The organism is Halohasta litorea, from assembly GCF_024494645.1.
GTDB classification, from domain to species: Archaea; Halobacteriota; Halobacteria; order Halobacteriales; family Haloferacaceae; genus Halohasta; species Halohasta litorea.
Genome location: NZ_JANHDJ010000002.1, coordinates 523860 through 549446, shown reverse-complemented (window position 1 = coordinate 549446; position 25587 = coordinate 523860). Strand labels below are relative to the sequence as shown.

Below are 25587 nucleotides of genomic sequence, written 5' to 3'. Positions count from 1 at the left end.
CCGTGGGACTACTGGCCACCGAAGGCGGGCAGCGGGTATGCTACCCCCGATGCTGTGGTCTCGCTCACCGCGACAGTATTCGACAACGAACAGTCAGGTAGCGCAATATATAACGAGCTACCCACGAAAGACGAGACGTCAAAATGGTTGTGAGCGACTTCACGGTTGGCGGGATCTATATCGTCGCCACCCTGATCGCCCTCGTAACTGGCGTGGTCCTCTGGCGGCACCGCGAGACGACCGCCGCCCGTCCGTTGAGCGTCGCCGGGGTTTCGGCGGCCGTCTGGTCGTTCGGGCTGTTCCTGACGACGCTCCCCTGGGAGGCAGTCGCCCTCGCCGGAATTCGGGTGCTGTATCTCGGGGTCGCCGTCGGGCTCCCCGCGGTGGTCGTCTTCGCACTCGAATACACCGGCCGCGAGGGGTACGTGACGCCGACCGTGCTGAAACTGTTGGCGATCCATCCCCTCTTGCTCGTGGTGTTCGTCTTCCTCAACCCCGGCGACCTCTTTTTTGTCAGTCTCGATCCGGCCGCACCGCTGGGCGTCGACCAGCAGTGGGGTCCGGCCTTCTGGATTCACTCGACGTACGCCTATCTACTGGTGTTGATCACCGCGCTGCTCGTCGCCGACCTGCTGGTCAGGACGAACCGCGCGCTCTACCGGGGGCAGGCCGTCCTGCTGGCGGCCGGGGTTTTCGCGCCGCTGCCGATGAACGCCGTCTTCCTCTCGGAACTGGTCGCCTTCGACACCACGCCGCTGGGATTCGTGTTCATGTGTGCCTTCTTCGCCGTCGCAATCATCAAGTACCGCTTCGTCGACCTCTCGCCGATCGCCCGCGAGAAGGTGATCGATACTGTCAGAGACGGGATCGTCGTCGTCGATACCGACGACCGGATCATCGACATCAATCCGGCGGGCCGGAAGATGATCAACGTCGAGCCGTCGATAATCGGCTCAAGCGTGGCTGATGCCCTCGATCTACCGGAGTCGCAGGTCGCCTACGAGGAACTCACCGAAACGGTCGACACCAGCGAGCAGACGGTTGAACTCGGTGATGTCTACTACCACATCGAGTCGACGCCGATCCGCGATGGCCGGGACCACCACGTCGGCTGGCTGTTCTTGCTCCAGGACGTCACCGAGCAGAAGCGCTACGAGCGGGAACTCGAAGGCCAGATCGAGAAGCTCGACGAGTTCGCCAGCCTCGTCAGCCACGACCTCCGGAGCCCGATCAACGTCGCCAACGGCTACATCGAACAGACCCGAATCACGGGCGATCTCGACCACCTCGACGATATCGAGCGGGCCACCGAGCGCATGGAGGAGATCATCGACGACGTGCTCGAACTGGCACGCGAAGGACAGGAGGTAACCGAACCCGAGCCCGTCTCCGTCGAGACTATTGCCCGCGAGGCGTGGGACCACACCGAGACAAACGGGGCCGCGCTGTCGATCGACGGCGACGCCCGGATCATCGCCGACCCCGATCGACTCACGCGACTGTTCGAGAACCTCATGCGGAACGCGATCGACCACGGCACCGATGGGACGGCAGATGGCGACGGCGATGCTGGCGAGGCTGATGAGTCCGCCCCGTTGACGATCGCTGTCGGGATCGGCGAGGAGACGCCGACGAAAGCGACGATCTACGTCGCCGACGACGGCGTTGGGATTCCCGAAAGCGACCGCGATCGGGTACTCGAAGACGGCTACTCGACCGACGATGACGGCACGGGCCTCGGGTTGGCGATCGTCGACCAGATCGTCGACGCCCACGGTTGGACGATGGCTGTGACCGACAGCGACAGCGGGGGCGCGCGATTCGAGATCGGGGATATCAGCAAACAGTGGTCGGCGGCCGACTGAGTCGGCTGGCCTCGTTGACTCCAAAAGCACCGGACGCACCCGAGACTGTCACGTCCTCAAGACCCATGTACCCAGAGAGTCTCCTGTGCGTATGTATCTCGCCGACGAAGCGTGGCCGGATCTGGAACGCTACTTTGACGAGGAGTCGCTGGCGATCGTCCCGCTGGGATCGACCGAACAACACGGGCCGCACCTTCCCGAAGGCACCGACCACATCATCGCCGAGGGGTTCGCCCGCGCTGCCGCAGAGCGGACGGGCTTCCTCTGTACACCGACGATCAACATCGGTGTCAGCCCACACCACCGCCAGTTCCACGGCACGATGTGGGTCGAACCCCCGGTGTTCCGCGACTACGTCGAATCGTTCACTCGGAACCTCGCGTACCACGGCATCGACCGGGTGATCTTCGTCAACGCCCATGGCGGCAACGTCCAACATCTCCGCGAGGTCGGCCGACGGCTCCGCGACGACGGGACGATCTACGCCATCGAGTGGATGTGGAACGAGAGTATTCCCGACCTCGTCGACGAGGCGTTTGCCCAGAACGGCCCCCACGGCGGGCCGAAGGAGACCGCACTGATCCAGCATCTCCGGCCGGAGCTGGTCCACGATGACCGACTCGAAGCGGCACGCGACGGCGGGCTGACGAGCTTCGATGAGGCGACCATGCGACAGCACGGAGCCCGGACGTTCTATGACGCCATCGACAACACCGACAACGGCGTCCTCGGCGACCAAACCGACGCAACGGCCGAAACCGGCCGACGACTGTTCGAGGCGGCGAGCGACCAACTGGTCGACCTCTCGGAGTGGCTGGCCGCTCGGCCGTTTGCGGAGCTCATGCCGAAAGATCACGTCTGAACCGCCTCGCTACTTGTGCCGACGCGATCGGAGACGTGAGTTTCTCACCCAGAAACTGGTCGGTCCGATTTAACCCGCATCCGACCGTCGGACTCGACAGAGACAATGTATCGAAACCGACAGACGAGCGGCCGAACGGGCTATCGATCAGGACGGGCACCGAGAGCCATCCAGGAGGTGAGCGACTGATGCATACCCTCTCGACGCGTCCCGATCTTGCCGGAGAGTCGAAATCCGAACCGCGGACGATCCAGTTCGGCACCGACGGCTTCGACGAGGTACTCGACGCGCTGGGTTCGGATACCGCCCGAACGATCCTCCGGAGCGTCCAAACCGAACCGCTGACCGCCTCCGAGATCGCCGAGCGTGCCGACACCTCGATCCAAAACGCCAGCTATCACCTCCGGACACTCACCGATGTGGGGCTGATCCGCGTGGTCGACACCGTCTACTCCGAGAAGGGCTGTGAGATGAACCTCTACTACGCCGTCGACACCGCGCTGCTGCTCGAAACCGCACAGCCGGAGGAGTATGGCGATGAGTACTAAAAAGCTCGCCGCGGCCGCCCTGAGCGCGCTGCTCTTGGTCGCGGTCGTCCGGCGCTGGCGGGACTGAATTACCCCGGGCAGCTCCAAGCCGACCGAAGGAGAGACCAGTCCCAATGGAGAATAGAACCGTTCACTGGTTTCAAACAGCGGCCGTCTCATACGATCATCCACACGGATGCCGCCAACAATCGTCCTCATTGTAATCACCATCCTCGGGGTCGTCTCATCGGTGCACGGCTATCGACTGCTCGCTGGGCTGTTCGTGCTCCGGTCACTCCCCTCGACCGAGACGAACGAACTGACGATCGTCGACGGGGAGCCAGCTGCACTCACCGGTGAGCTCGTCGTCGAAGCCCCGGTCGAAACCGGCGAGGCAGTCGTCGAAACCGCCACGCGACCAGTCGGTGGCTACCTCTGGCGGGCCCGGTTGCCGGACAACACCAACAGCGATCTCACGATCAGTGAGTGGGGGTGGGAACGCCAGCATTGGCACACCTTCGCCTCCGGGATCGAGTGGGGTCGAGTCGGTGTCGACATCGACGGCGGGACGGTTCGCATCGATCCAGGATGGCTCGTCGAAACGACCGGGGGCGATGAGATCGCGGAGCTGGAAATCGGCGGCATCACGAACACCCAGCGGTTCTCGGTGAATCTGTGGAACTCGTGGTACACGTATCTCCGGAACAGTCTTGAGCATCGCTCTTTCCGCCGGTTTGCTGGCCACATGCAGCGACACAACGACGACGTGAATCTGGATCGCTATCTGTTGGAAGCACGACCGCTCTGTGAGGGAACGACCGTCAGCGTCAGCGGTGAACTCCGTATCGAGCAGGGCGAGCCAGTGCTCCATGGTACTGCCGAGAGGCCGCTCTTGGTCTCCGATCAGGGGTTCGACGGACATCGACGCTGGCTCCGGCGGCAGGTCCTGCGGAAGGGAGCCGTTGTCGGGGGGCTCCTCGCTGTGGCCGGTAGCCTGTGGTTCGAACGGTACGTTCCACTGGCCGTCCTGATCGTCGGCTTGCTCGGGTATATCGCCTACAGCTTCGTCCAGGATCTGGACATCTTCCTCCAGTGGGTTCGGGACTAGGCTCTCACGGCTGAGAACACGATCGGTCTCACCGTGCCGCCGGAGGCGAACCGCTCGGTGCAACCGCTTCGATACAAAGACGACCGCCGAGGCCAAAGACCACGCCGTCCGAGATCTGGGTCCGTTCTATCGCAGTCGACAGGGCGACCACTGACGTTTCACTTCCTGAAACAGTGGCTGAGGGTTATAGGATCGGCAGGTGTTGGGTCGACCATGAAGCAGAAGGTTTCGAGACGCCAGCTGCTGGCGACCTGCGCGGCGGGCATGATGGCCGGGCTGGCAGGCTGTGCGGACCCCGATGTCGCCATGTTCGTCGATCGGGTCTCGACCGACCGGGAGATCGGCCAGCGGGCGACGATCCGGCCCGAACCCGGTGGGGAGGACGCGGCGATCGTAGCGAACGCGACCGCCAACGCCACGGAGGCCGCGACCGACGGCCCCGCCGAGCGGCCGCCGTTCGAGCCGAATCGACCGGTCGTCGCCAACGGAACGGTGTACGACCTCCACTGGGAGTCGACCGGCCGCTTCGAGACCCGAACCGAGTACGTCGTCTCGCTTTCCGTCCACGAAGACGACCGCGAGACGGACGTCGCGTTCGACGAGCTGCCGGAGATCGACCGCGACCGGCTGGAGCTCTTTCGGCGGCGGGTCGAACGCTACGCCGACGAGGACGCTGCCGAGGAGTCGCCGCCACGGGCGACGTTCCAGCACCGGTATTCGGACGCCGAGCAGGCCGACTCCGCGTTGGTCCCGGAGCCGGAGTACGACACCATCGCCATCGCAGGCTACCCGGTGAGCGTCGACGTCCGGTCGACGACGGTCGAACAGGACATCTACCGCTACACGACGACCGAACGCGCCCCGACGCTGGCGGCGTTCGGCCGCGAACTCCGGGAGCGCCACCGGTTTTCGTTGACCGGGCTGAGCGAGTCCGAACGGGCGTTCTTCGAAACCGTCATCGAGGACGGTTCGTACTTTCAGGGGAGTCTCGACGCCGACCACGAGGCGGCCTTCGAGAGCATCGCCGACCGGCTCGTCGCGGAACCGGCCCTGTTCGTCGATGCCCGCGAGGGCGAGTGGCTCCTCGCCTACGACGGCACCGACTACTGGGTGACCGTCGATTTCGTCCGCATGGAAGAATACGCCGACCGGTTGGAACGCGTCGACTCGCTGTAAGAGAGGCGCGGCCAGCTCAATCGCTCTCGCAGTCGCTTCTACAAGGTCGGTCTTTCTTTAGCGTGGCTCGGCGGCCTCGGTGTGGGCGGTCACCGTGAGGCCGCCGTCATCGAACGTGATCCGGAGGGCATCGCGGGCGAGGGTGAACTCCTTGCAGTGGTTCCCGTCCGGATCGAGGCGGAGCTCGCTTCTGACCAGTCCCGCGTCTTCGAGACGGTTGAGTCGCCGGTAGACCGTGGGTCGGGAGAACTCACAGCGCTCGCTGAGCTCCCGCCCCCGATGGGCCCCCTCGCTGAGGAGCCCGAGAATCCGTCGGGCGTACTCGTCGTCCAACAGCGTGAGCAACTCCGGCGGCTCGCCGCTCGTCCGGGCGACGACCGGCTCGTCGGGCGACTCGTCGCTCGACTCGGATCGCGGTTCGCGCGACTGGACGACTGTGTCATCGTGGCTCATCGACATCGTATCCCACCGTAGTCCACTGCGCCCCCTATCCGTGCGGTCATTGTAGACTGATAGCGCCTGCTCCAGGAGGCTATCTATATTGATGTCGGCCATGCAGGCGGGGAGACGACCGCTCAGAGCCGCTGTGGGATCGACTCGGCCAGCGGGTGGGGCTGGCCGTCGTGAACGTGACCGAACGCGAGCCGTCGGCGGGCCGCGAGCTGAGCGAGTGGCGGCGATCGGTCGGCGGGACAGGCCTCGGCCGCCTCGCCGACGGCCGCGGCGAGCGCACGCTCCCGATGACGGCGGCGGCGCTCGTAGTCGGCGAGTGCCGCCCCGACACTGTCGGGGCCGTAGGCCAACGCGTCGGCGAGCACCCAGCCGTCTTCGATCCCGAGTGCGGCAGTCAGCGGGTCGCCGGGAATCGAGCTGCGGGCCGCCGAGCCGACGCGGACGATCCCACGGTCGGCAATCGTCGTCGGCTCCTGGAGCCGGTTCCGACTGTATCGAAGCTCCCGCTGGTCGAGTGCCGCGAACGGCCCACTCGGCTGGTCGGCCGCACTCGGCCGGTCGGCTGCGGCGAGGGGGAACGAGACCAGGCGACCGAACCGTCGGTCGAGCTCGCCGAGGGAGAGTGCGGCCGCGGCGTCGACGTCGGCCGTCGAGACCAGACTGACGTGAACTCCCTCGGAGACCGGATCGAACAGTGCCGCACGGCCCTCGGCCCACGCCTCGGCGGGGGCGGGCGGGTCCGGAAGTCCAGCTGGCCAGCTGAACCGCCAGCTGTGGACGGCCTTCGACGCCTCGGGCCGATCCGATACCAGCGATGGGGTGGCCGTTACCACCGCGTCGAACAGTTCAGTCACTCCCCCCTCGAACGTCGTACGCACGCCGCCATCTGTCGGCTCGACGGCGCTCACCGCTCTGTCGATCTCCCGGATTCCTGTCCGAACGTACTGGTCGAGCAGTTCGCTGAGTCGCTTGTCGTCGATGGCGACCAGCGAGGGCCGGTCGCCGTTCTCGGCCGTCCAGGATCGATCGGCTGTGAGACAGTGACGGTCCAGAAGGTGGGTCCCGAGCCGCTCGACCGGCCGCCGGAGGCCGATCCGTTCGAGCAACACCAACCCCGGCCGCCACAGCACCGTTCCGCCCGTGGGCGTCTTACCCGTAGGGGTCGATGCCACCACCGGATCAAGCCCCGCCTGCTCCAGAAAGCCAGCAGTCGCCGCAGCGGTGAGGCCGCGTCCCACGACCAACACCGACCGCTGTCGTCCGAGCGGCGACTGTGACATGGGTCGACTGACGGGGGGCCACCTCCCTAAAGCGGGCGCGGGTGTTTCTGAGTCAGAAAGTTCGTAGCTGCCGACTGGTGGCCCGTCGGCGCGGGATCGAACGCGCGGTCCGTATCAATATGTATAGCCCCCTTTCAGAGAGAATGGTAATCTGTGTTTCCAGTAGCTTTGGGTGAGAGACGGTGCTGTCCCTAGGTGATGACGGCCCAGCCACTCCCCACAACGGACGCCCCGTCGGAGACGGATTCGACGCCCGAAAGCGGTTCGGACTCCGAGTCGACCGACCGCAGTGTCGCCACGGCGACGGGGATCGACGAGCTGCTCGCGCTGCTCAGCGACGAGTACGCCTGTCGGATCCTCTGTGCGCTGGACGATGAGCCGCTGTCGGCCGACGACCTCGTCGCGCGGTGTGAGATGTCCCGTCCGACGGTGTACCGTCGCTTAGAGCAGCTGATCGACGCGGGGATCGTCGACGCTCAGCCTGCCTCCTCGACCGATGGCCACCACAAACGGGAGTTCCGCCGCACCCTCGGAGGGCTGTCGGTTCGAATCTGCGAGGACGGCCTCGACGGGACCGTCCATTCCACCCACACCCACTAGTTCTCCGTGCGGCCGTCATCACTTCTCCCCACACTCACTTCCCAAACTCATTTTCCAACACTCGCTTCCCTAACTCTCTATCAAACTCACTTCCCACACTCGTTCCGCATCTTCTCCCCTTGTTCGGTCGTCTCGAACCGGGACCGTCACCACCGGAGCTTACTCGCCGTCGAAAAGGAAGTCGAACACCTTGCGCTCGCCGAGCCGGATGTGTTTGTTGACGGTGGGCTGGGTGATCCCGAGGCTGTCGGCGACCTCCTCGCCGCTGTTCTCCCGGGGCCACTCGAAGTAGCCCATCGCGTGGGCCGTCTCGATGGCCTCGTACTGTCTGTCGGTCAGCCGCTGTTCGATCCGGCTGCGGGCATCGCTCGGCGTCGATGTCGTCTCCCGATGTTGGCGTTTGGCGGTGAGCTCCAGGGCCGGGAACGCCGCCTGGAGGCGCTCGACGATCGTTCGCACATCGGCCTCCTGGGGAAGTTCGACAAGCAGGGAGAGCCCGCTGGGAGTCGCCCGGCCACGCCGGAGCACGCCGCCGTACTCGGAGATCAGCGAGCCGAACCACGACGATCCCTGCCGCTCGACGACGAGTTCGCCCTCCTGGCGTGAGACGACCGTGACCGATCCAGGAAGGATCTCGGCGGCGTCGGTCTCGATCTCTTCGGGCAGCTCGCCGCGCAGGCTGTAGTAGACGCTGACCGAGCCGTCCTGTCGGCGCACCGTCCGCTCGTGGCGAACCTGACAACCCGTCTCGGCGGCGAGTCGAGCGACAGGCAGATCCATCTCCCGACCCTCGAACTCCAACTCGACGGTGTCGTCGGATTCGAGCGCCCGCCGTCGCTCGATGGCGGTGATGGCGTAGCCGATCGACCGGCTGAGCTGGGCTAGCACCTCCCGTTCGCGCTGGCCGAAGGCGTCGGGATCGTCGGCGAGGATCGTCACCACGCCGTAGGTGACCGAACTGTAGGCCAGCGGCACCGCACACACTGCGCCCACACTGTTTTTCAGCAGGAGCTGCCGCCAGTCGCTCCGCCGACCGCTCCCGACGAGATCCGAGACTACCCGCACCTCGCCGCGCTGCCACGCCTCGACGGCGGGATGGGGATCGGTGCCGTCGGCACTGCTTGCGAGGGCCTGCTCGACGTGATCACGGTCGACCCCGGCGACCGCCCGCGGCGTCAGCCGGTCGGTGCCGACCTCGGCGGCGGCGATCCACGCCCCCGAGATGGGTTCGACATCGACCAGTTCGGCGCAGACGGCCTCCTGGATCCCCTCCCGAGAGGAGGTCGTCGTGATGGCGGCCTCGACGCGCTGGGTGAGTTCGGCGACCGCATCGAGGCGCTGGGCGCGTTCGGTCTGGGCCTCCAGCTCCTTCCGGCGGGACTCGAGCTGCCGCTCGCCGCGGAGGCGGTTGAGGGCGGCTTCAAGGGTCGCTGCGAGGATGCTGGCGGCGTCGGTGTCGAACGTTTCGCCGGAGCGCCAGACAGCCAACACGCCGTTGCCGCCCAGCGGGAACACCAACAGCTCCTCGGCGGGGCCGACCGCGAGGGGTGGCTCGTCGTCGACGGTCACCCGTGTCATTCCCTCGCCGATGAACGCCTCCCAGACCTGCTCGTAGTCGGCATCAAGCGGCGGTAGCTCCGCTGGCGGCGGCAGTTCGGGGCCGGTCGCCCGCGGGTCGAGGGTGGCGGTATCGGCGTCGTAGTGGTAGACCGCCGTTGCCGGAAGCTCGAAAACCGAGGCGGCGGCCTCGACGGCCAGCCGCCCCGCCTCGTCGACGGTGTCGGCAGTCGTCAGCTCGGCGGTCGCGTCGTGGAACGATTCGAGAGTGCGGTGGCGCTCCTTCCTGGCGGTAATATCCCGGCTGGCGATCACCATTCGCCGCGGCCCCTCGGCCCAGTCGGTCGGGTAGAAATCCGAGTGGACCCACCGAACCTCGCCGTCGGGTCGCTGGATTCGGTACTCGCGGCTGTAGCTGGCGGCCGGATCACCGGCTTCGACCGCCGCCATGAGCCGCTGGATGAACCCGACGTACCCCTCGTAATCCTCGGGGTGGATCGTCCCGAAAAACCCCTCCTCGTGGCGGTCGTGGATGGTTTCGAGCGATTGGCCCCAGATATCCTCGTAGCCCGAACTCACGAAGTCCGGCTCGATGTCGGTCGCGTTCAGATCCGGCACCGGCGCCAGGAAGATCGCCTCGTCGATCCGGTCGACGATCGCCTGGAGGCGGCGCTCGCTCTCACGGACCTCCTGGGCGCGTTGCACCCGACTCAGTGCGGTCTCGGTCTGCTCGGCCAGCGTGGCGGCGACGTCGAGAATTACGTCGTCATACGAACCGTTCTCGTGGCCCGCCGCGAGCAGTCCGTGGTCTCCAAGCGGCAAAAAGAGTCCAGACAGCGGGCTATCTACACCGTGTTCGTCCGGGCCGTACTGGGCCATCTCGTCGGCCTCGAAGGAATCGTACACCGCACACTCCGGTGTGACTGCCTTCCACAGCCCCCGCTCGTGGGCTGCGTCGGTCGCCGCAACCGGATCGAGGCGGGCGGTCTCGTCGTCCTGGAGCCAGCAGATCGTCACCGGGAGGTCGAGCGCCTCGCGGGCGGCCTCGACCGCAATATCGGTCACCGCCTCGTGGCTGTTGACCCGCTGCATCTGCCCGGTGGCCTCCTGGAGCGTCTCGACGGCCCGTTCGTGGCGTCGGCGCTCGGTCACGTCGGTATACCAGACGTAGGCGTCGGTCGTTCCTGGATCGTCGTTGAACTGGATCACCCGAAAGACGAACTGCCGGAGGCCGTCGGCAGTCCGCCGGGGACCTTCGTCCTCGATGGTTTCGCCCGCCGCCGCCTGCCTGCGAATCCGATCGTGGGCCTCGCGTTCGCCTTCGGGCACCACGGCCTCCTCGACGGTCGCGCCAAGCACCGTTTCGGCGTCGAAGCCGAAGACGTTCTCGAAGGCGGGGTTGACCTCGCGGATGATCGGCTCTCCGTCGACGAATTCGAGGCCAGCGACAGGGTCGGGGTTGTTCTCGAACAGCACCGACCGCTGGTCGCGCTCGCGTTCGAGAGCCCGCTCGCGTTCCTTCCGGTCGGTGATGTCGGTATACCAGACGTAGGCGCGGCTGTCGTCGTCGGTCTGGTATGGGAGGACCCGGATCAGGAAATCCCTGAGCCCGTCGGCAGTCTCCCGCCTGACCTCGGCTTCGAGGGAGTCCCCCGACTGCGCGCGGGCCCGAAGCTGTCGGTGGCGATCCTGGCGCTCCTCGGGGACGACAACCTCCGACAGCGGCCGATCGACCGCCGTCGTTTCGTCGAAGCCGAACGTCTCCTCGAAAGCGGTGTTGACCTCGGTGATGTGGGGCTGGCCATCCTCGCGGGCGACCGTGACGATAGGGTCAGGCGAGTTCTCGAACAGCACCGACCGGCGGTCGCGGGCAGCCTCCAGTCGTTGCTGTCGGGCCCGGCGATCGGTGATATCCCGGACGCTCGCCACCACACACTCGGTGTCGTCGAGAGTCGTCTGATCCAGATGGACTTCGACCGGAAACGTCTCGCCGCTCTGTGTTTCGCCGCGCCACTCGAAGAGCTGTGGCCCCGCTTCGGCCGCGCGTCTGATCCGCGCTCTGGCCTGCTCGTAGGAGTACTCCTCGCCGGTCGCGACCACGCAGTCGACTGTCCGGCCGAGCAGTTCCGCGCAGCTGTAGTCGGTTAGCTCACAAAAGCGGCTGTTGCAGTCCAGGATCGTCCCCGTCTCCGTCTCGTGGATCACGAGGCCGTCGGAGACGCTCTCGAAGAGGCCGCGAGCGGTCCCATCGAGCAGCCGGTCGGCCGACGAGTCCGTTCCCGCGTCGGGATTCGCCGGGGGTTCGTCGGCGGAGACCGATTCGGATTCGTCGACGACCGAGGCCAGTCGGCGCGCCACCAGCGACGGCCGCTCGGACCAGAGCGACCGGGGGAGGTAGTCGGCCGCCCCGGCTTCGATGGCGTCGCCGACCGTCCCGGCGGCGACGCTCCCCTCGACGAGAACGACGACAGGCAGCCGTGGGCGGCGGTCAGTAACGCGGTCGACGAGCCCGTCCCACGACTCGATGTTCGGTCCGTCGACGACCAGACAGTCGGCCTCAATGCCCTGCGGCGAGAGCCCATCGACCCCCGTCGTCGAAACCGACACGCTCCGGTCGGTGGCCGCCGTGCTGTCGAGGGACGCCACATCCCCGTTGCCGACCACCGTCACCTGTAGTTGCTGGCGGGGTCCACTCATATGTAGCAGTGTATCGTTCGAATGAACTTCTGGGAGAAATATAAAAGCCACTCAACTACTTGGCGCGTTTACAAGCGTCTCATCCCGGACGATGTAGTAGCTGGCGTGAGATTCCGTCCAGAAGACATTTATTCGGGTGGCTGACACGTAGAGGCAGTGAAACGCGTTGGTCTCCTGGTTGGTCTCCTTGCCGTGGTGTGTCTCGCCGCACCGGCGATCGCCAGCTCACCGCCGGAACCGGTCTGTGGGCCGTGCGGCTCGTCCTTCGAGGAGGCCGCCGGACAGCAGGGAGTTTCAGTCAACGTCACCCACTCTACAGCCGAGATCCGGCTCGACGCCAACGGATCGGCGACGTGGATGGTCACGAACCGACTTACCGAGGCGAGCGCCGAGCGGCTTGCAGCCAACCCCGAACGGCTCAGGCCCATCGCGCGGGAGGCGACCGTCAGTGAGGGGGTGGCAGCGGAGTCGGCGGGGTCGGTGCGGCTCAAGTCGGCGACCGTCGACAACGGGACGGCCCAGATCCGGTTCCACGACCCCGACGCCGGGAGCCGCCATGCTGGCGTGCTCGTCGCCGACTACTTCCATTCAGGCGGCAGTTGGGGGTTGGTTCTCAACGCCGATCGGGTTTCGATTAGCGGCCCCGAGGGGGCGGTCGTGGCCAACGATCCCCGCTCGATCATCGACGACGAGTACGCGACCGACAGCGAGCTGCCGACCGTCTCCGAGGGAACAGTGACGTGGCAACGAACGGCAGCGACCGAGGACCGGGCGGAGCTGTACCACGAGTTTTATATCGCCTATGCGGAACCGGGAACCGGCTCGACTCGCGTCGACGCGGCGCTCACGCTGGCGTCGCTGCCGATCTGGCTCTCGAACGTGCGGGACATCGTGCTCCCCGCGGCAGTCGTCTTCGGGCTCGTCCTGATCGGTATCGCCGCCGTGGTGCGCTGGACTGTTTGGACGCCGACCGAGGCCGACCTGCTTCGCTCCGACGTCGACCCACTCCTGTTCGATACCGACCGACTCCCGACCGATGTCAACTGGTTCGCCGCTGGCGTCACCGGAATCGGCCTCGCCGTCGGGCTGCTCGCCGCCCTCCGGGTGCTCCCAGCGACCCTCCTCGGCGTCGGGGTGATCTACCTCGGTACCGGCGCAGCGGCCATCGAGCGTCCCGACTGGCTCCGCTCGGTTCGCGGCGCGCTGGCGGTCGGTCTCGCCGCCACGCTCGCGGTCGGCGGGCTGTTGCCGGGACTCGGCACTGGCAACCCGCGGTTCACGGGACTCGTACCGACGGTCATCCACGCGATGGCGATCCATCTCCCGTTTGCGGTTGCTCCGGCCTTCGGACTCGCGGTCGATGGGGATGGGTTCGACGTGACGCGGTCGGCGGTGGCCGCCCTCTGTGGCGCGGTGGCCGCGTTCGTCGTCGCCGGTGGGGCCTTCGTCCCGTTCGATAGCCGACCGTCCTTCCTGATTCTGTTTGTGCTCCCAGTCATCATAGGTGTCGTCGGCGTCCTCATGCTCCCGCTTTCGCTTCTCGCTGCCAGTCTGTCGGATCCCGACGATCCGCCCGAGAAAGCGACCCGTTCGCCGTCGGAGACGACCGAGACAGTCGACAGCGAAACCCGGTCACACTGACTCGTTCGCGGCTGTGGTTCGGCACTGGGCCGAGTGACAACATGGTTCTATGGACGTTGCGGTCGTCGTCTCGTCCATGGCTGATGATTACGATAGCACGGAGAATTCACCCGACCAAGAGGTCGGCGCGCGGGTCGCGGAGGATCCGGAGACCCTGTTGTCGGTGCTTCCCCACTACTACCGGGGGGAGATCAGTCAGGCCACCACCGCGCAGGATCGGATCGATCAGACGACGAACTGGGCGATTACGGTGTTGGCCGCGTTGCTGTCGGTCGTGTTTGCGAGCCCGGAGATGCCCGCCTTCCTCCTGCTCGTCGGCATCCTTATACTCAGTGTCTTTCTGTGGTTCGAGATCCGGCGCTACCGGTTCTACGATGTCTACCGGGCGCGAGTGCGCTTTTTCCAGGAGAACGTCTTCGCCAACGCGATCGATCCAACGGGCGTCGAACACGAGGCGTGGCGTGAAGAGTTGAGCGAGGACCTCCGGAACCAAACGTTCAAAGTAACCACACTGGAGGCGCTCTCCCGACGTGTTCGTCGGATTTACGCACTGTTGTACGTCATTGTCGGCGCAGCATGGGTGGCGAAGGTGACGCTGTTTACCCCCGAATCACAGTGGACCGAGGCCGCAGCACTCCCCGGCGTGGATGGCATCGTTGTCGCCACGCTACTCGGCATGTTCTACCTCGGCGTCTTCGTGGTTGCCAAATGGCCCTTGCGCCGAGAGGCCAAAGGCGAAATCCACGGCGAAGAATCGGGCGAGTGGAAAGACGAGTAGCGACACTGGGAGCGTTCTGTGTGGCCGTCGACGCGACCACAATGCGGGAGCCTCGCCGGGGATGCGGCAGTCCTACGGGCCCTCATAGCGGACGTACCACCGGCCGTCGTCTTCGACGAGATAGTCGACGGTATCGGCCTCGTAGACGCCGTCGTCGTCGGGGCGCGTAATATAAAACCGAGTGTGGACGTACTGCATCCGGTCGGCCCCCATCGCCTTCCGAGTGCGGGAGGTCCGAGTCACGTTCGGGTAGAGCTCCTGGACGACCCGATCCTGGACCGAGACCGCCTCGGTGTCGGCGATCCGGACCGTCTCGAACTGGCTGAACCGTTCGGGCGGCAGGTCGGCGGCCGCGACCGGGTAGCCCGGCGACTCGGGGTGGACCAGCCGGTCGTTTAGCGCATCGGCCTCCCCGCCGAGCAGCGCCTCGTAGAACCGCCACGCCGCCGACTCGGGGTCGGTCGGCTCGACGGCCGCCGCGCGGTCATCGGGTTCGTCCGTCTCGGCTGGCTCGGCGACTGCCACGGGGTCGGGGTCTGGCCCTCCCGAGAGACAGCCAGCAATTGCTACTGCTCCACCGAGCGCCGACAGTAGTGTTCGACGGGATACCATACGCTGTCGGCGCTACTCGACAGCATAAGCTTCTCTATCCGGAGACTATCAACGAACATCCGCTGCGAACACGCTGGTGTCGCGTAGCCAGCCGACAAGACGCTCCTCCCCTATGCGAGCAGTGCCCATGACCCCATCGCGACGAACACGACAGCAACGACCACCGGAAGCACGGCAGTCCGAAGCCGACCGAGTGCGAACTCCCACGGCGAGCGATCGGTGATCACGTGATCGTCCGTGAACGTGGGCCGCCCTGCCCGGTGGTCGACGGTCCCGGCGATGAGATACTCCTCACCGGGGTCGATCCGACGTTCGACGAAGCGGCGGCGACCGAAGAACGGAATCGCCGCGAGCCAGCGGGCGACCGCCGGGAGTTCACGAACCTCCAGGAACTGCTGGATTCGATCCGACGGCGTCTCGCTTGGGCCGACGGTGGTAACCGTCGGCTCGGTATCCAGCGAAAAGCGGCGCGGCGAGGGGTCGACCGCGAGGCTGCCGTGGCTGCCGTCGAGTTCGAACGCCGTCGTCGCGACGCCGTCGTCGAGGTAGCTGTCGAACCACGGGAGGCCGACGACCGAGGGTTGGCGTTCGGTCACCTCGAACTCGAAACCGAGACACTCCCGGCCGGTAAACGGCGCGGCAATCGGTCCCTCCTCGCCTGGGGTCGCAGTCCCACGACAGACGACGAACGAACGCTCGGAGACAGTCGAGGGCTCCTGGACCCCGCGCCGAAGGAGTCGCGGAACTACCGCGAGCGGTCGAAGCCCGTACCAACCCATAGCGACGCCCAGACCGACGAAGACGACCCCGAGGGCGGCGAGCCACATCAGTCGGCACCCCGCCGACCGACGAGCCACGACCAGTTATAAATGAGTTCGGATACCGACATACCCGTTGGTTTCCTTTTTATATTATTTATAAACCTTGGTCGCTGAAATCGGCTTATAACTCGGCGGCCGCAGCCAGCGTAATCGCAATCGCGCGTTCGACGTTGTTTTTCGCCTTTTCGGGCAGCTCCTCGTCGCCATCGGCCCCTTTCTGGGTGCCTTCGACGAGGTTGCCGTCGACCGTACAGATCGCACCGGCGCGCATCCCCTTGCGTCGTGCGAGCGAGAAGACTGCGGCGGCTTCCATCTCGATAGCGAGGAGATTGGCTTCCTCCCAGTCGTCGACGTAGTCGTCGCTTTCGGCATAGAAGGCATCGTCGGAGACGATCGGCCCAATGTGAACGTCTTCGTCATTTGCTTCGGCGGCGTCGACAAGTCCCTGAAGAACCTCGTAGTCCGGTACCGCGGGGTAGGTCGCCGACTCGTAGCGTTTCGTGGTTCCCTCCTCCTTGGCCGCGCCGGTAGCGACGACCATATCGCCGATCTCCATGTCGGCCTGCAGTGCGCCAGTAGTCCCACACCGGATCACCGTCTCGACGCCCGCGGCCTGAAGTTCCTCGATGGCGATCGCGGCCGACGGACAGCCGATCCCGGTCGAACAGATGGTCAGTTCTCGGCCTTCGTAGGTGGCGTTAATCAGTTTATATTCGCGGTTTTCGGCGATGAACTCGACGTTCGTACACTGCTCGGCGATCCGGTCGACGCGGCCGGGGTCTCCCGGGATGATCGCCAGATCGTGTACATCGCCCGTCTCGATCAGCAGATGCGGCTGTTTGGCCATAGCTACCGGTCCGGCGGTGACGACAAAAACCGTCCGATGTCGGTAGTCGCGGCCCGCGGCCCAATCACGTCCTTTTCCCCCGTTGAACGCAAATAGCCAGTATATGATGGAGAAACAGCCGCAATCAGCCGGTGAGTATCGATGAATCCGAACCGCGTCGACTTCTTGGTCGATCTGGCCTACGGGCTGTTGCTGTTCGCGGCGATCTCGCTTTTCGTCGTCGTCGGCAACCGTGTCGGCGTCGCCTTCGGCCTCGGCGTCCTGCTGTCGTACATCCTCCACGTCGTCTGGAAGATGGCCCGCTTCGACCCCGACTGGATGACGCGGGAGGTCGCCGAGACCGTCGAGAAAACCGTAGACGAAACGGTCAGCAAGACAGTCGACGAGGCAGTCGAGAAGACTGTAGATGAAACGGTCGGCGAAACCGTCGAGAAGACCGTAGACGAAACGGTCAGCAAGACAGTCGACGAGGCAGTCGAGAAGACCGTAGACGAAACGGTCGGCGAGACAGTCGAAAAAACGGTCGGCGAAACCGTCGAGAAAACGGTCGACGAGACGGTCGGCAAAACCGTAGACGAGACGGTCGAAGAGACGGTCGAACGGACCGTCAGCAAGGAGGTCTCGGAGGTCATCGAGAAGCTCGAAGCCATCAACGACCGGGTCGACCGGCGGCCCCGAACAGACGAGGTCGAGGAGAAAGTCGAGGAGAAACTCGAAGCACAGACCGAGGAAATCGAAAGCAAGATCGAGGAAAAGACCGACAAAACGGACGACTGATCCCGATCAGCCAGCCAGCGAGAGTGCCACCAGCGGCACCACTACTGCCAGCGTAAGGCCGAAGACCAGCGACGACCGGAGCCACTGGCCCCGAATCGCGGTCGCCTGTTCCTCGTAGCTCTTTCCACCGGCCCGCCGCAGGACGAAGTGGGCGAAAAAGACGTATATGAAGCCGACGACGAGGCCGACCGCCAGCAGATGAGCGACGAGATCGAGGCCGCCGATCCGGACGAGTTCCGGCAGTCCCGAGGCAACTCCGAGTACGACGACCCCATAGAGGACACCAGCAAGCAGGCCAGCGGCGTGGTGGACGATGAGAAGCTCGGGAAACGAGACGGCCTCGACTGGCTGTCGGGTGACGATCCCTGCGGCGACCGCCGCCGGGGTGAAGCCGTCGGGCTGGCGGCTCATCGGCCAGTCCATCACGACCGCAGCCACCAGTCCGGCCAACGCGCCGACCGCGACCAGCACCTGCCATGACAGCGGGTCGGCGGCCGTAACAGCAACGATCGGCAAGCGATGCATATCTACACACTGCGCAATCGGACGTATATAACCTTGTCAGACACACGAGCCGACTGCCCTCGGCTGACCGTTCGATCAACGTACCGGGGTTGCGAGATCAGCCGCCGCCAGTCACAGCGAACAGCAACAGATTGTGGACGCCGGGGCCGAGTCCGACAGCTGCAATGAAGCCCAACAGCAGGAGACCCTCGGTCGGCTCCTCCTCGATGTAGTCCGCAAAGAGGACGACGATACCGCCGACGATTGCCAGTTTGACCAGTACGAACAGCCAGCCGCTGCCCAGCGCCTCAGCAGTCGGCAGCCGGTCGGCGAACGCCATGATCCACCGCGAGACCGGACTCCGCTCGCCGAAGCCCAACACGTCGACCCCAACCGCCGTCGAAACGCCGTCGAGGGCGTGGCCGAAGACGGCCAACAGGCCGACCGAGCCGGTGGTAGCCGCCGCGGCGGGCCGGAGCTGCCGTAGCACGACCCACGCAACCCCGGTGAGGACGACCGAGCCGACCGCGATCGCCGCAGGCCAACCCAGGGCCAGCGTGCCGCGGTCGGCCCCGACGGCGAGCGCACTGCCGATCACCGGCAGCAGGACCACCAGGCCGCTTCCGGCGATAGCCTGCGGCACCTGTCGGGCCGGACGAACCGAGGCCGCACCCAGCCAGACCGCCCCCGCGAGCGACGCGACTGTCAGATACACCGCCGCCGTCCCACCGAGCGGCGCGACCGCTGGCGGCAGCCCGTCGACCACGTACAGCACGTGCAGCGCGGAGCCGACGACCATCCACGGTGCGAATCCAACGATGTGGCGGGCGGTGACCGGGGGCCGTCGGCTGGCCAGTCCGTAGCCGACGGCGACGGCTGCGGCCAGCAGGCCGAGGAGATACGGCAGCGGCGGCAGCGAGAACCCTTCGGGGAGCAAGACCATACTTGGGGGCAGTCGGCTCGATTTAAAAACAGTACCGAAGGCCGAAGCGACCTTTATGAACCCACCCGCCCGTCGACCGCCTATGGACCGAAGGGACCTCGCCGCCCGGATCGATCACACGGTGTTGGGGCCGGAGACGACCCCCAAGGATGTCGACCGCGTGGTCGAAGAAGCCGTCGACCACGGGATGAACGTCTGTATTCCGCCCTGTTATGTCGAGGCTACCGCCGAGAAGGCACCGCCTACGCTTACCGTTGGAACCGTTATCGGCTTCCCGCACGGCCAAGACACCAGCCGAATCAAACGCGAAGCGGCGGCCTCGGCGTGGAAGTCCGGGGCCGACGAGCTGGATGTCGTCATCAACGTCGGTCGGCTCAAAGCAGGCGACACCGAGGCCGTCTCCGACGAGCTGGCGGCTATCGTGGCCTCCGTACCGATTCCGGTGAAGGTGATCATCGAGGCCGGGCTGTTGACCGACGCGGAGAAACACCGCGCCTGTGAGGCAGCCGTCGATGCCGACGCCGCGATGGTCAAGACGTCGACCGGCTTTGCGGATGCCGAGCGACGCGGGGCGACCGTCGCGGACGTCGCGCTCATGTCTGAGTATCTCCCTGTCAAGGCCAGCGGAGGCATCGGCGACTACGAGACGACGATCCGGATGATCGAGGCCGGAGCCGAGCGGATCGGGGCCTCGGCTGGGGTCGAGGTTCTCGCCGGAGCTCCGGAGTAGCCGAGCGGTCCGATAGCGAATCGAAAAGCCAACACCTTAGGTTCGGAACCGATTGTGGCACCGTAATGAGTGAGTCGAACGAGAGGGAACCGGAAGATTCGGTTCGGGATGCCGTCGAGCGATCCAGGAGCGGCGCGCCCGCGGTCGGCGAGGTCCTCCGCGACCGGTTTTCGGCGGATGAAGTGTTTCAGCGCGTCGTGGCGGCGGCCGACGAGGAGGTAACCTCCGGGAGCCGCGAACTGTTCTTCAGTGCAGTCGCCGCTGGCTTTGCGATCACGATCACCTTCCTGCTTTATGTCTCGATGTCGGCGGCCGCCGACAACGCCGTCGTCGGCACGCTGCTGTACCCGCTTGGATTTATTTATATCATCATCGGTGGCTACCAGCTGTACACCGAAAACACGCTGCCGCCGGTCGCGCTGACGCTCGAACGGCTGGCGAGTATTCCGACGCTGTTTCGCCACTGGAGCATCGTGCTGGCGGGCAACTTCCTCGGGGGGGCAATGGGTGCGGTCTCGCTGGTCTACGGCGGAATTTTCGAACCCGAAAGCCAACTCAAAGCCATCGAGATCGCCGAGAAAGGGGCGCTGCAGACCGAGTGGTGGTCGCTGTTTTTCAAGGCCGTCTTCGCCGGACTCATCGTCGCCGGTGTCGTCTGGGTCGGGTTTGCAGCAGGTGATACCGTCTCGCGGCTCTTGGTCGTCTATCTCGCCTTCCTTGCGATCCCCAACGGCAACCTGTTCCACGTTGTGGTTTCATTTACCGAGGTCATCTATCTCGTCTTGGAGACGAACTACTCACTGTTCACCGGGATGACCAGTTTCGTACTGCCCGTCCTGCTTGGGAACACCCTCGGCGGGGTGGTGTTGGTGACGGTGGTCAACTACTTCCAGACGAGCGAAGAGCGGCTCGAATCCGCCCGGTTCGAAGGGCTCGACCGTCGGCTCACCCTTCCCGAATGGACCTTCGGCCGGTTTGCGGGCCGGTCGTACGTGCCGATCCTGGATGCCGCCGAGGCCGCCCTTGTCGGCGAGGACCGCTACCGAATCATGGTGCCGATCACGAACCCACGGACGGATATCCCGATCGTCGAACTCGCCTGCCGGGTCGCCAGCAACCGGGAAAACGCCACCGTCCACGTCGTCCACATCGTCCAGGCACCCGAGAAGATGTCGCTGGCAACGGGCGGCAACTCCGAACGGATCGAGGCCGAATCCGACAAGCGGATGGCCGATATCTACGCCCTCGGCGAGGAGTGTGGCATCAACATCAGGGTCTCGTCGCTCGCCAGCCACCACTCCTTCGAGGAGGTCTTCGACATGGCCCGCCGCACCCGACCGAATATGGTCGTTATGGAGTGGGGGGAGGATCAGCTCTGGAACGCCGCCCGTGCCGAGCGACCCCTCGACGAGATCACCAACCAGCTGCCCTGTGATTTCGCCATCATCAACGACCGCGGGCTCGACACCTCACGTATCCTGATTCCGACCGCCGGGGGCCCGGACTCGGGGCTCAGCGCCGAGGTTGCGGCGGCCCTGCAGGCGACGACCGACGCGGAGGTCGCGCTGCTCCATGTCGTCGACAGTCCCGCCGACCGCGAGGTGGGCGAAGCCTTCCTGGAAACGTGGGCCGAGGACCACGGGCTCGAAGACGCCGCCTTCATCGTCGACGACTCCGGCGATGTCGAGGCGGCCATCGAACGCGAGGCCCGGGATGCGACACTGATCGCGATCGGCGCGACCGAGAAGGGACTGCTCTCGCGGCTGGCGACCGATTCGCTCCATCTCGACGTCGTCCACGACGTCGAGTGTTCGGTGCTCTTGGCCGAACGGCCCTCCTCGCGCTCGCTGCTCAAGCGGCTGTTCGGACGGGGGCGACACGAACGAACCGAACCGCAGCTGGAGTCGTAGCCGGAGGACAAGCGTCTTTTGAGTCGGCTGTGTGGCCGAGGTATGGACGAGCAACTCGATACGATCGACCAGCGGGTGATCTACGAGCTGATGGCCGACGCCCGCAACACCTCGGCCCCACAGATCGCCGAGGCAGTCGATGTTTCAGCCGCCACGATACGCAACCGGATCGCCCGTCTCGAAGAACGGGACGTGATCACGGGCTACCACGCGACCGTCGACTTCGAGGCCGCCGACGGCCGACTCACCAACCTCTATCTCTGCAACGCGCCAGTGGCCGAACGCGAGTCGTATGCGAGCAAGGTGCGGGCGATTCCCGGCGTGGTCAACGTCCGTGAACTGATGACCGGTCGGCGGAACCTCCACGTGCTGGCGGTCGGTGAGTCGATCGACGACCTCCGGCGGATTGCCCGGGCCATCTCCAGTCTCGGCATCGAGATCGAAGACGAGGATCTGGTCCAGACCGAGTCAGTTCACCCCTACTCGCCGTACGGCCCGGAACCCGAGGAGCGTCGCAAGACGCTGTCGGATTTCACCAGTCTGGCTGGCGGCTCCGAGATCGTCGAAGTAACGGCGGGCGGAGAGGCACCGATCGTCGGCCGACAGCTCTCGCAGGCGAGCCGTCGTGGTATCGTCGATGACGATACGCTCGTCATCGCCATCGAACGCGACGGAAAAGTACTGACGCCCCATGGCGAGACGCGGATCGAGGCGGGGGATCTGGTTACGCTGTTTTCACGGGGCGGGATCAGCGACGAGACGATCGCGGCCTTCCGGAACCGAGACTAGTCGACTACTCGTCGCCGGATTCGACGTTCGGGAGCGCGATCACGGGGCGGTCGGCGTTCGTGACGAGCTTGAGCGAGCGATCCCCAGAGAGGAACTGGACGAGACGGTTGCCGCCACGCGAACGGTAGGCGATCGCGCTGGCCTCGACCTCGGCGGCGGCCTCGAAGATGGCTTCGACGACGTTCCGCGCGTAGGCGGTGTGATCGTCGGCCTCCGGGAACTCCTCGCGGACGGCCGCAAACGCCTTCTCGGCGATTTCCTCGGACTGCTCGACCGGGGTCTTGTCCGGGACGCCGCTGCCCTTTTCGACGACGTGGAGGGCAGTCACATGATCCGGGCTGTACGGGGCGAGCTGTTTGGCAGTCACCCGGGCGTCTTTTTCGGTCGCAACGGGGACGAGCACATGCGAGAGGAGTTCGGTGTCGACTGACTGATCCATACCGAACCAACACGAACCGATCGGATAAGTATTGTGTGCGACCCGGACACGACAGCCGACAATGCTTCGACTACGTGTATTATAAACCAATATAATTAGGTATTCAAAAATGGACTTAAATATACAACTACTCAATACGCAACTCTCTGCCGAACGAATTAAGAGGGGATCTCAGATATATGTGGCCACAATGCGGCGAGTCGATACGACAGCGGGCCGCCGCGTCGGTCGATCGGGTCTCGCCTGCTTCGAACACAGCGATGATACGACACACAACGGATCGACGGCCTGTCGGACAGCTGATGCCACCGAGTCGACCACGCCGAGGAGTGAGTACTGATGGGTGACGAGGAACTCGCCAAGGACCTCGGCCTCGTCTCGGCGATGACCATCGGGATCGGGACGATGATCGGGGCCGGTATCTTCGTGCTGCCTGGGGTGGCGGCCCAGGAGGCCGGGCCGATCGTCGTCGTTTCCTTTGTTGTCGGCGGCGTGATCGCGATGGTCAACGCCTTGTCGATCTCGGAACTCGGGACGGCGATGCCGAAAGCCGGTGGGGGCTACTACTACGTCAACCGTGCCTTAGGGCCGATGTTCGGCTCGATTGCGGGACTCGGCGACTGGATGGGACTCGCCTTTGCGAGCGCGTTTTACAGCATCGGCTTCGGCCAGTATCTGTCGACGCTCGCGCCGATCCCCGGCGTCCTGTTTCTCAACGACATCCAGATCGGCGCGCTGATTGCGGGCGGAATTTTCGTCGCCATCAACTACATCGGAGCCAAGGAGACCGGCAGTATTCAGACGGTTATCGTCTTTACGCTGCTTGCGATCCTCGGTGTGTTCGCTATCGCTGGCTGGCTCTCGTTCGACTACGCGAGGCTCATCAGCGAGGGGGGACTCGCACCCGAAGGCTACGGCGCAATACTTCCGGCGACCGCGCTCGTGTTCGTCTCGTTTCTCGGCTATGCGAAGATCGCAACCGTCGCCGAGGAGATGAAGAATCCAGGACGCAATTTGCCGATTGCGATCATCGGCAGTGTCGGCATCGTGACGGTCATCTATGCGATTCTCGTCACCGTGATGCTCGGCGTCGTCCCGTGGCCGGAACTCAGCCTCGACGCGCCGGTCGCCGACGCTGCACGTGTCGCCTTCCCCGGCGGACTGGCAGGAATCGCCGCGACGATCATGACGCTCGGCGCACTGTTGGCGACCGCCTCAAGCGCGAATGCCTCGATCCTCTCGTCGGCCCGGATCAACTTCGCGATGGGCCGCGACAAGATCGTCACCGACTGGCTCAACGAGATCCACCCCAACTACGCGACGCCGTACCGTTCGATCGCGCTCACCGGCGGGATGATCCTCGTGTTGATCGCGTTCCTCGGCCGGGACCTCGAAATCCTCGCCAAGGCAGCGAGCGTGCTCCACTTGATGGTGTACGCGCTGATGAACGTCGCGCTCATCGTCTTCCGGGAGACTGATCCGGAGGGGTACGATCCGGACTTCCGGGTGCCGCTGTACCCGATCACCCCCATCGTGGGAACGATCCTCTCGCTGGCGCTGATCGGCTTTATGAATCCCAACGAGATCGCGCTGTCGGCGCTGTTCGTCGTCGTCGCGGTCTCGTGGTACTTCCTCTATGCGCGCGGCGAGACCGACCATCAGGGCTATCTCGGCCAGTACGTGTTGGATCGGGCCGACGAAATGCCGGACGCGGCCGTCTCGGCTGCCTCGACCGTCCAGCCCGACAACAGCGATTATCGCGTGATGGTCCCGCTGTCGAACCCCCGAACGGAGAAGGATCTGATCGAACTCGGTAGCCTCATCGCGAAAGCCAAGGGCGGCACTGTCGTCGCCACACACATCGTCCAGGTCCCCGATCAGACGCCACTGTATGGGGGCTCCGAACACGTCGACCGGATCGATGCCGAATCGAAGAAGCTCCTGGAGGCCGCCCGCGAGGACGCCAACACCTTCGACGCGGATGTCGAGACTAAAACGGTCGTCTCTCATCGGTCGTTCGAGGAGGTCTTCGACGCCGCCCGGAGCGACGAGGCCGATCTCGTCGTGATGGGGTGGAACCCGAACTCCCCGCTGGCGGCGGGCCGCGTCGAAAGTCCGCTGGACGAACTCACGGGCGACCTGCCGTGTGACTTCCTAGTGCTGAAAGACCGCAGCTTCGACCTCTCGGATGTGTTGGTTCCCACTGCAGGCGGATACAGCTCGGATCTCAGCGCCGAGGTCGCCGAGGTACTCCTCGAAGAGGGGTCGGACGTCTCGCTGCTGTACGTCGTCGACGACGAGTCCGAACAAAGCGAGGGCGAGACGTTCCTCTCGGAGTGGGCCGCCGAACGGGGGCTCGACGACGCCGAGCGGATCGTCGACACCACCGGCGACGTCGAGGACGCCATCGCCCGCCACGCCGAAGACCGCTCGATGGTCATTATCGGCGCCACCCGTGAGGGACTGCTCTCGCGGCTGGTCCGCGGCTCGCTGGCCTTCGAGGTTCTCAACGACGTCGACTCGTCGGTGCTGTTGGCCGAACGGCCACAGAAACGGTCGCTCAAAGAGCGACTGTTCGGCCGGTAATTCGGCGACTCACCTCTCCGAGAGCGCAGTCGAACGGATTAAGGGCGGCGCTCCTAACCCTTTGGTATGATTGGTCGGATATTTT

General features: G+C 65.1%; 22 protein-coding genes. 13 read left to right on the top strand and 9 right to left on the bottom strand.

The window, feature by feature from the left end:
* Positions 1 to 143: 143 nt before the first annotated feature.
* From NO877_RS07620 to NO877_RS07600, 5 genes are all read left to right on the top strand, one after another.
* Positions 144 to 1865 (top strand): sensor histidine kinase, encoded by a 1722-nt coding sequence (locus tag NO877_RS07620; protein WP_256395724.1) that lies wholly within the window; start codon positions 144 to 146, stop codon positions 1863 to 1865.
* Positions 1866 to 1956: 91 nt separating this feature from the next.
* Positions 1957 to 2727 (top strand): creatininase family protein, encoded by a 771-nt coding sequence (locus NO877_RS07615; protein ID WP_256395723.1) that lies wholly within the window; start codon positions 1957 to 1959, stop codon positions 2725 to 2727.
* Positions 2728 to 2915: 188 nt separating this feature from the next.
* Complete coding sequence (locus NO877_RS07610; protein WP_256395722.1) at positions 2916 to 3275, top strand: ArsR/SmtB family transcription factor; 360 nt, start codon at positions 2916 to 2918, stop codon at positions 3273 to 3275.
* 175 nt (positions 3276 to 3450) lie between these two features.
* Complete coding sequence (locus NO877_RS07605; RefSeq protein WP_256395721.1) at positions 3451 to 4362, top strand: hypothetical protein; 912 nt, start codon at positions 3451 to 3453, stop codon at positions 4360 to 4362.
* A gap of 213 nt (positions 4363 to 4575) precedes the next feature.
* Positions 4576 to 5538 (top strand): hypothetical protein, encoded by a 963-nt coding sequence (locus NO877_RS07600; protein WP_256395720.1) that lies wholly within the window; start codon positions 4576 to 4578, stop codon positions 5536 to 5538.
* Positions 5539 to 5595: 57 nt separating this feature from the next.
* On the opposite strand, the gene NO877_RS07595 is transcribed toward NO877_RS07600, so the two are convergent.
* A complete protein-coding gene (locus tag NO877_RS07595; RefSeq protein ID WP_256395719.1) occupies positions 5596 to 5991 on the bottom strand; it encodes an ArsR/SmtB family transcription factor in 396 nt (131 codons plus the stop codon).
* Positions 5992 to 6113: 122 nt separating this feature from the next.
* Entirely contained in the window at positions 6114 to 7271 is a 1158-nt protein-coding gene (locus NO877_RS07590) for an FAD-dependent monooxygenase (RefSeq protein ID WP_256395718.1), read from the bottom strand.
* A 198-nt stretch (positions 7272 to 7469) separates the two neighbouring features.
* Here NO877_RS07590 and NO877_RS07585 point away from each other — a divergent pair, with 198 nt between their 5' ends.
* Positions 7470 to 7871: an ArsR/SmtB family transcription factor gene (locus NO877_RS07585; protein ID WP_256395717.1), complete on the top strand. Its 402-nt coding sequence runs from the start codon at positions 7470 to 7472 to the stop codon at positions 7869 to 7871.
* Positions 7872 to 8030: 159 nt separating this feature from the next.
* Here NO877_RS07585 and NO877_RS07580 read toward each other — a convergent pair whose 3' ends face one another.
* Entirely contained in the window at positions 8031 to 12125 is a 4095-nt protein-coding gene (locus NO877_RS07580; protein WP_256395716.1) for a PAS domain S-box protein, read from the bottom strand.
* 156 nt (positions 12126 to 12281) lie between these two features.
* Here NO877_RS07580 and NO877_RS07575 point away from each other — a divergent pair, with 156 nt between their 5' ends.
* A complete protein-coding gene (locus NO877_RS07575) occupies positions 12282 to 13766 on the top strand; it encodes a hypothetical protein (RefSeq protein ID WP_256395715.1) in 1485 nt (494 codons plus the stop codon).
* 76 nt (positions 13767 to 13842) lie between these two features.
* A complete protein-coding gene (locus tag NO877_RS07570) occupies positions 13843 to 14544 on the top strand; it encodes a DUF2270 domain-containing protein (RefSeq protein ID WP_256395714.1) in 702 nt (233 codons plus the stop codon).
* A 72-nt stretch (positions 14545 to 14616) separates the two neighbouring features.
* Here NO877_RS07570 and NO877_RS07565 read toward each other — a convergent pair whose 3' ends face one another.
* The 3 genes from NO877_RS07565 to NO877_RS07555 form a co-directional block, all read right to left on the bottom strand.
* Positions 14617 to 15156 carry a hypothetical protein gene (locus NO877_RS07565; protein ID WP_256395713.1) on the bottom strand — a complete coding sequence of 180 codons (540 nt, stop codon included), beginning with the start codon at positions 15154 to 15156 and terminating at the stop codon, positions 14617 to 14619.
* A 110-nt stretch (positions 15157 to 15266) separates the two neighbouring features.
* The gene (locus NO877_RS07560; RefSeq protein ID WP_256395712.1) at positions 15267 to 15983 is read right to left on the bottom strand and encodes a single stranded DNA-binding domain-containing protein; all 717 of its coding nucleotides are present in this window, start codon (positions 15981 to 15983) and stop codon (positions 15267 to 15269) included.
* A 115-nt stretch (positions 15984 to 16098) separates the two neighbouring features.
* Positions 16099 to 16824 (bottom strand): guanosine phosphorylase, encoded by a 726-nt coding sequence (locus NO877_RS07555; RefSeq protein ID WP_256395711.1) that lies wholly within the window; start codon positions 16822 to 16824, stop codon positions 16099 to 16101.
* 141 nt (positions 16825 to 16965) lie between these two features.
* Here NO877_RS07555 and NO877_RS07550 point away from each other — a divergent pair, with 141 nt between their 5' ends.
* A complete protein-coding gene (locus NO877_RS07550) occupies positions 16966 to 17601 on the top strand; it encodes a hypothetical protein (protein ID WP_256395710.1) in 636 nt (211 codons plus the stop codon).
* A gap of 6 nt (positions 17602 to 17607) precedes the next feature.
* Here the strand turns inward: NO877_RS07550 and NO877_RS07545 are convergent, their stop codons facing one another.
* Both NO877_RS07545 and NO877_RS07540 read right to left on the bottom strand, forming a co-directional pair.
* Positions 17608 to 18126, bottom strand: a complete 519-nt coding sequence (locus NO877_RS07545) for a hypothetical protein (protein WP_256395709.1) — start codon at positions 18124 to 18126, stop codon at positions 17608 to 17610.
* Between the two features lie 97 nt (positions 18127 to 18223).
* Positions 18224 to 19048: a DUF63 family protein gene (locus NO877_RS07540; protein ID WP_256395708.1), complete on the bottom strand. Its 825-nt coding sequence runs from the start codon at positions 19046 to 19048 to the stop codon at positions 18224 to 18226.
* Between the two features lie 82 nt (positions 19049 to 19130).
* On the opposite strand from NO877_RS07540, the gene deoC reads away from it, so the two are divergent.
* From deoC to NO877_RS07525, 3 genes are all read left to right on the top strand, one after another.
* Positions 19131 to 19778, top strand: coding sequence for a deoxyribose-phosphate aldolase (gene deoC, locus NO877_RS07535; RefSeq protein ID WP_256395707.1), 648 nt, complete (start codon positions 19131 to 19133; stop codon positions 19776 to 19778).
* Positions 19779 to 19843: 65 nt separating this feature from the next.
* Entirely contained in the window at positions 19844 to 21688 is a 1845-nt protein-coding gene (locus NO877_RS07530; protein ID WP_321169424.1) for a formate/nitrite transporter family protein, read from the top strand.
* A 42-nt stretch (positions 21689 to 21730) separates the two neighbouring features.
* Positions 21731 to 22477, top strand: coding sequence for an Lrp/AsnC family transcriptional regulator (locus NO877_RS07525; protein WP_256395706.1), 747 nt, complete (start codon positions 21731 to 21733; stop codon positions 22475 to 22477).
* Between the two features lie 4 nt (positions 22478 to 22481).
* On the opposite strand, the gene NO877_RS07520 is transcribed toward NO877_RS07525, so the two are convergent.
* On the bottom strand, positions 22482 to 22916 hold the full coding sequence (locus NO877_RS07520; protein WP_256395705.1) for a universal stress protein: 435 nt from the start codon (positions 22914 to 22916) through the stop codon (positions 22482 to 22484).
* 339 nt (positions 22917 to 23255) lie between these two features.
* Here NO877_RS07520 and NO877_RS07515 point away from each other — a divergent pair, with 339 nt between their 5' ends.
* The gene (locus NO877_RS07515) at positions 23256 to 25502 is read left to right on the top strand and encodes an amino acid permease (protein WP_256395704.1); all 2247 of its coding nucleotides are present in this window, start codon (positions 23256 to 23258) and stop codon (positions 25500 to 25502) included.
* The last annotated feature ends 85 nt before the right edge of the window (positions 25503 to 25587 follow it).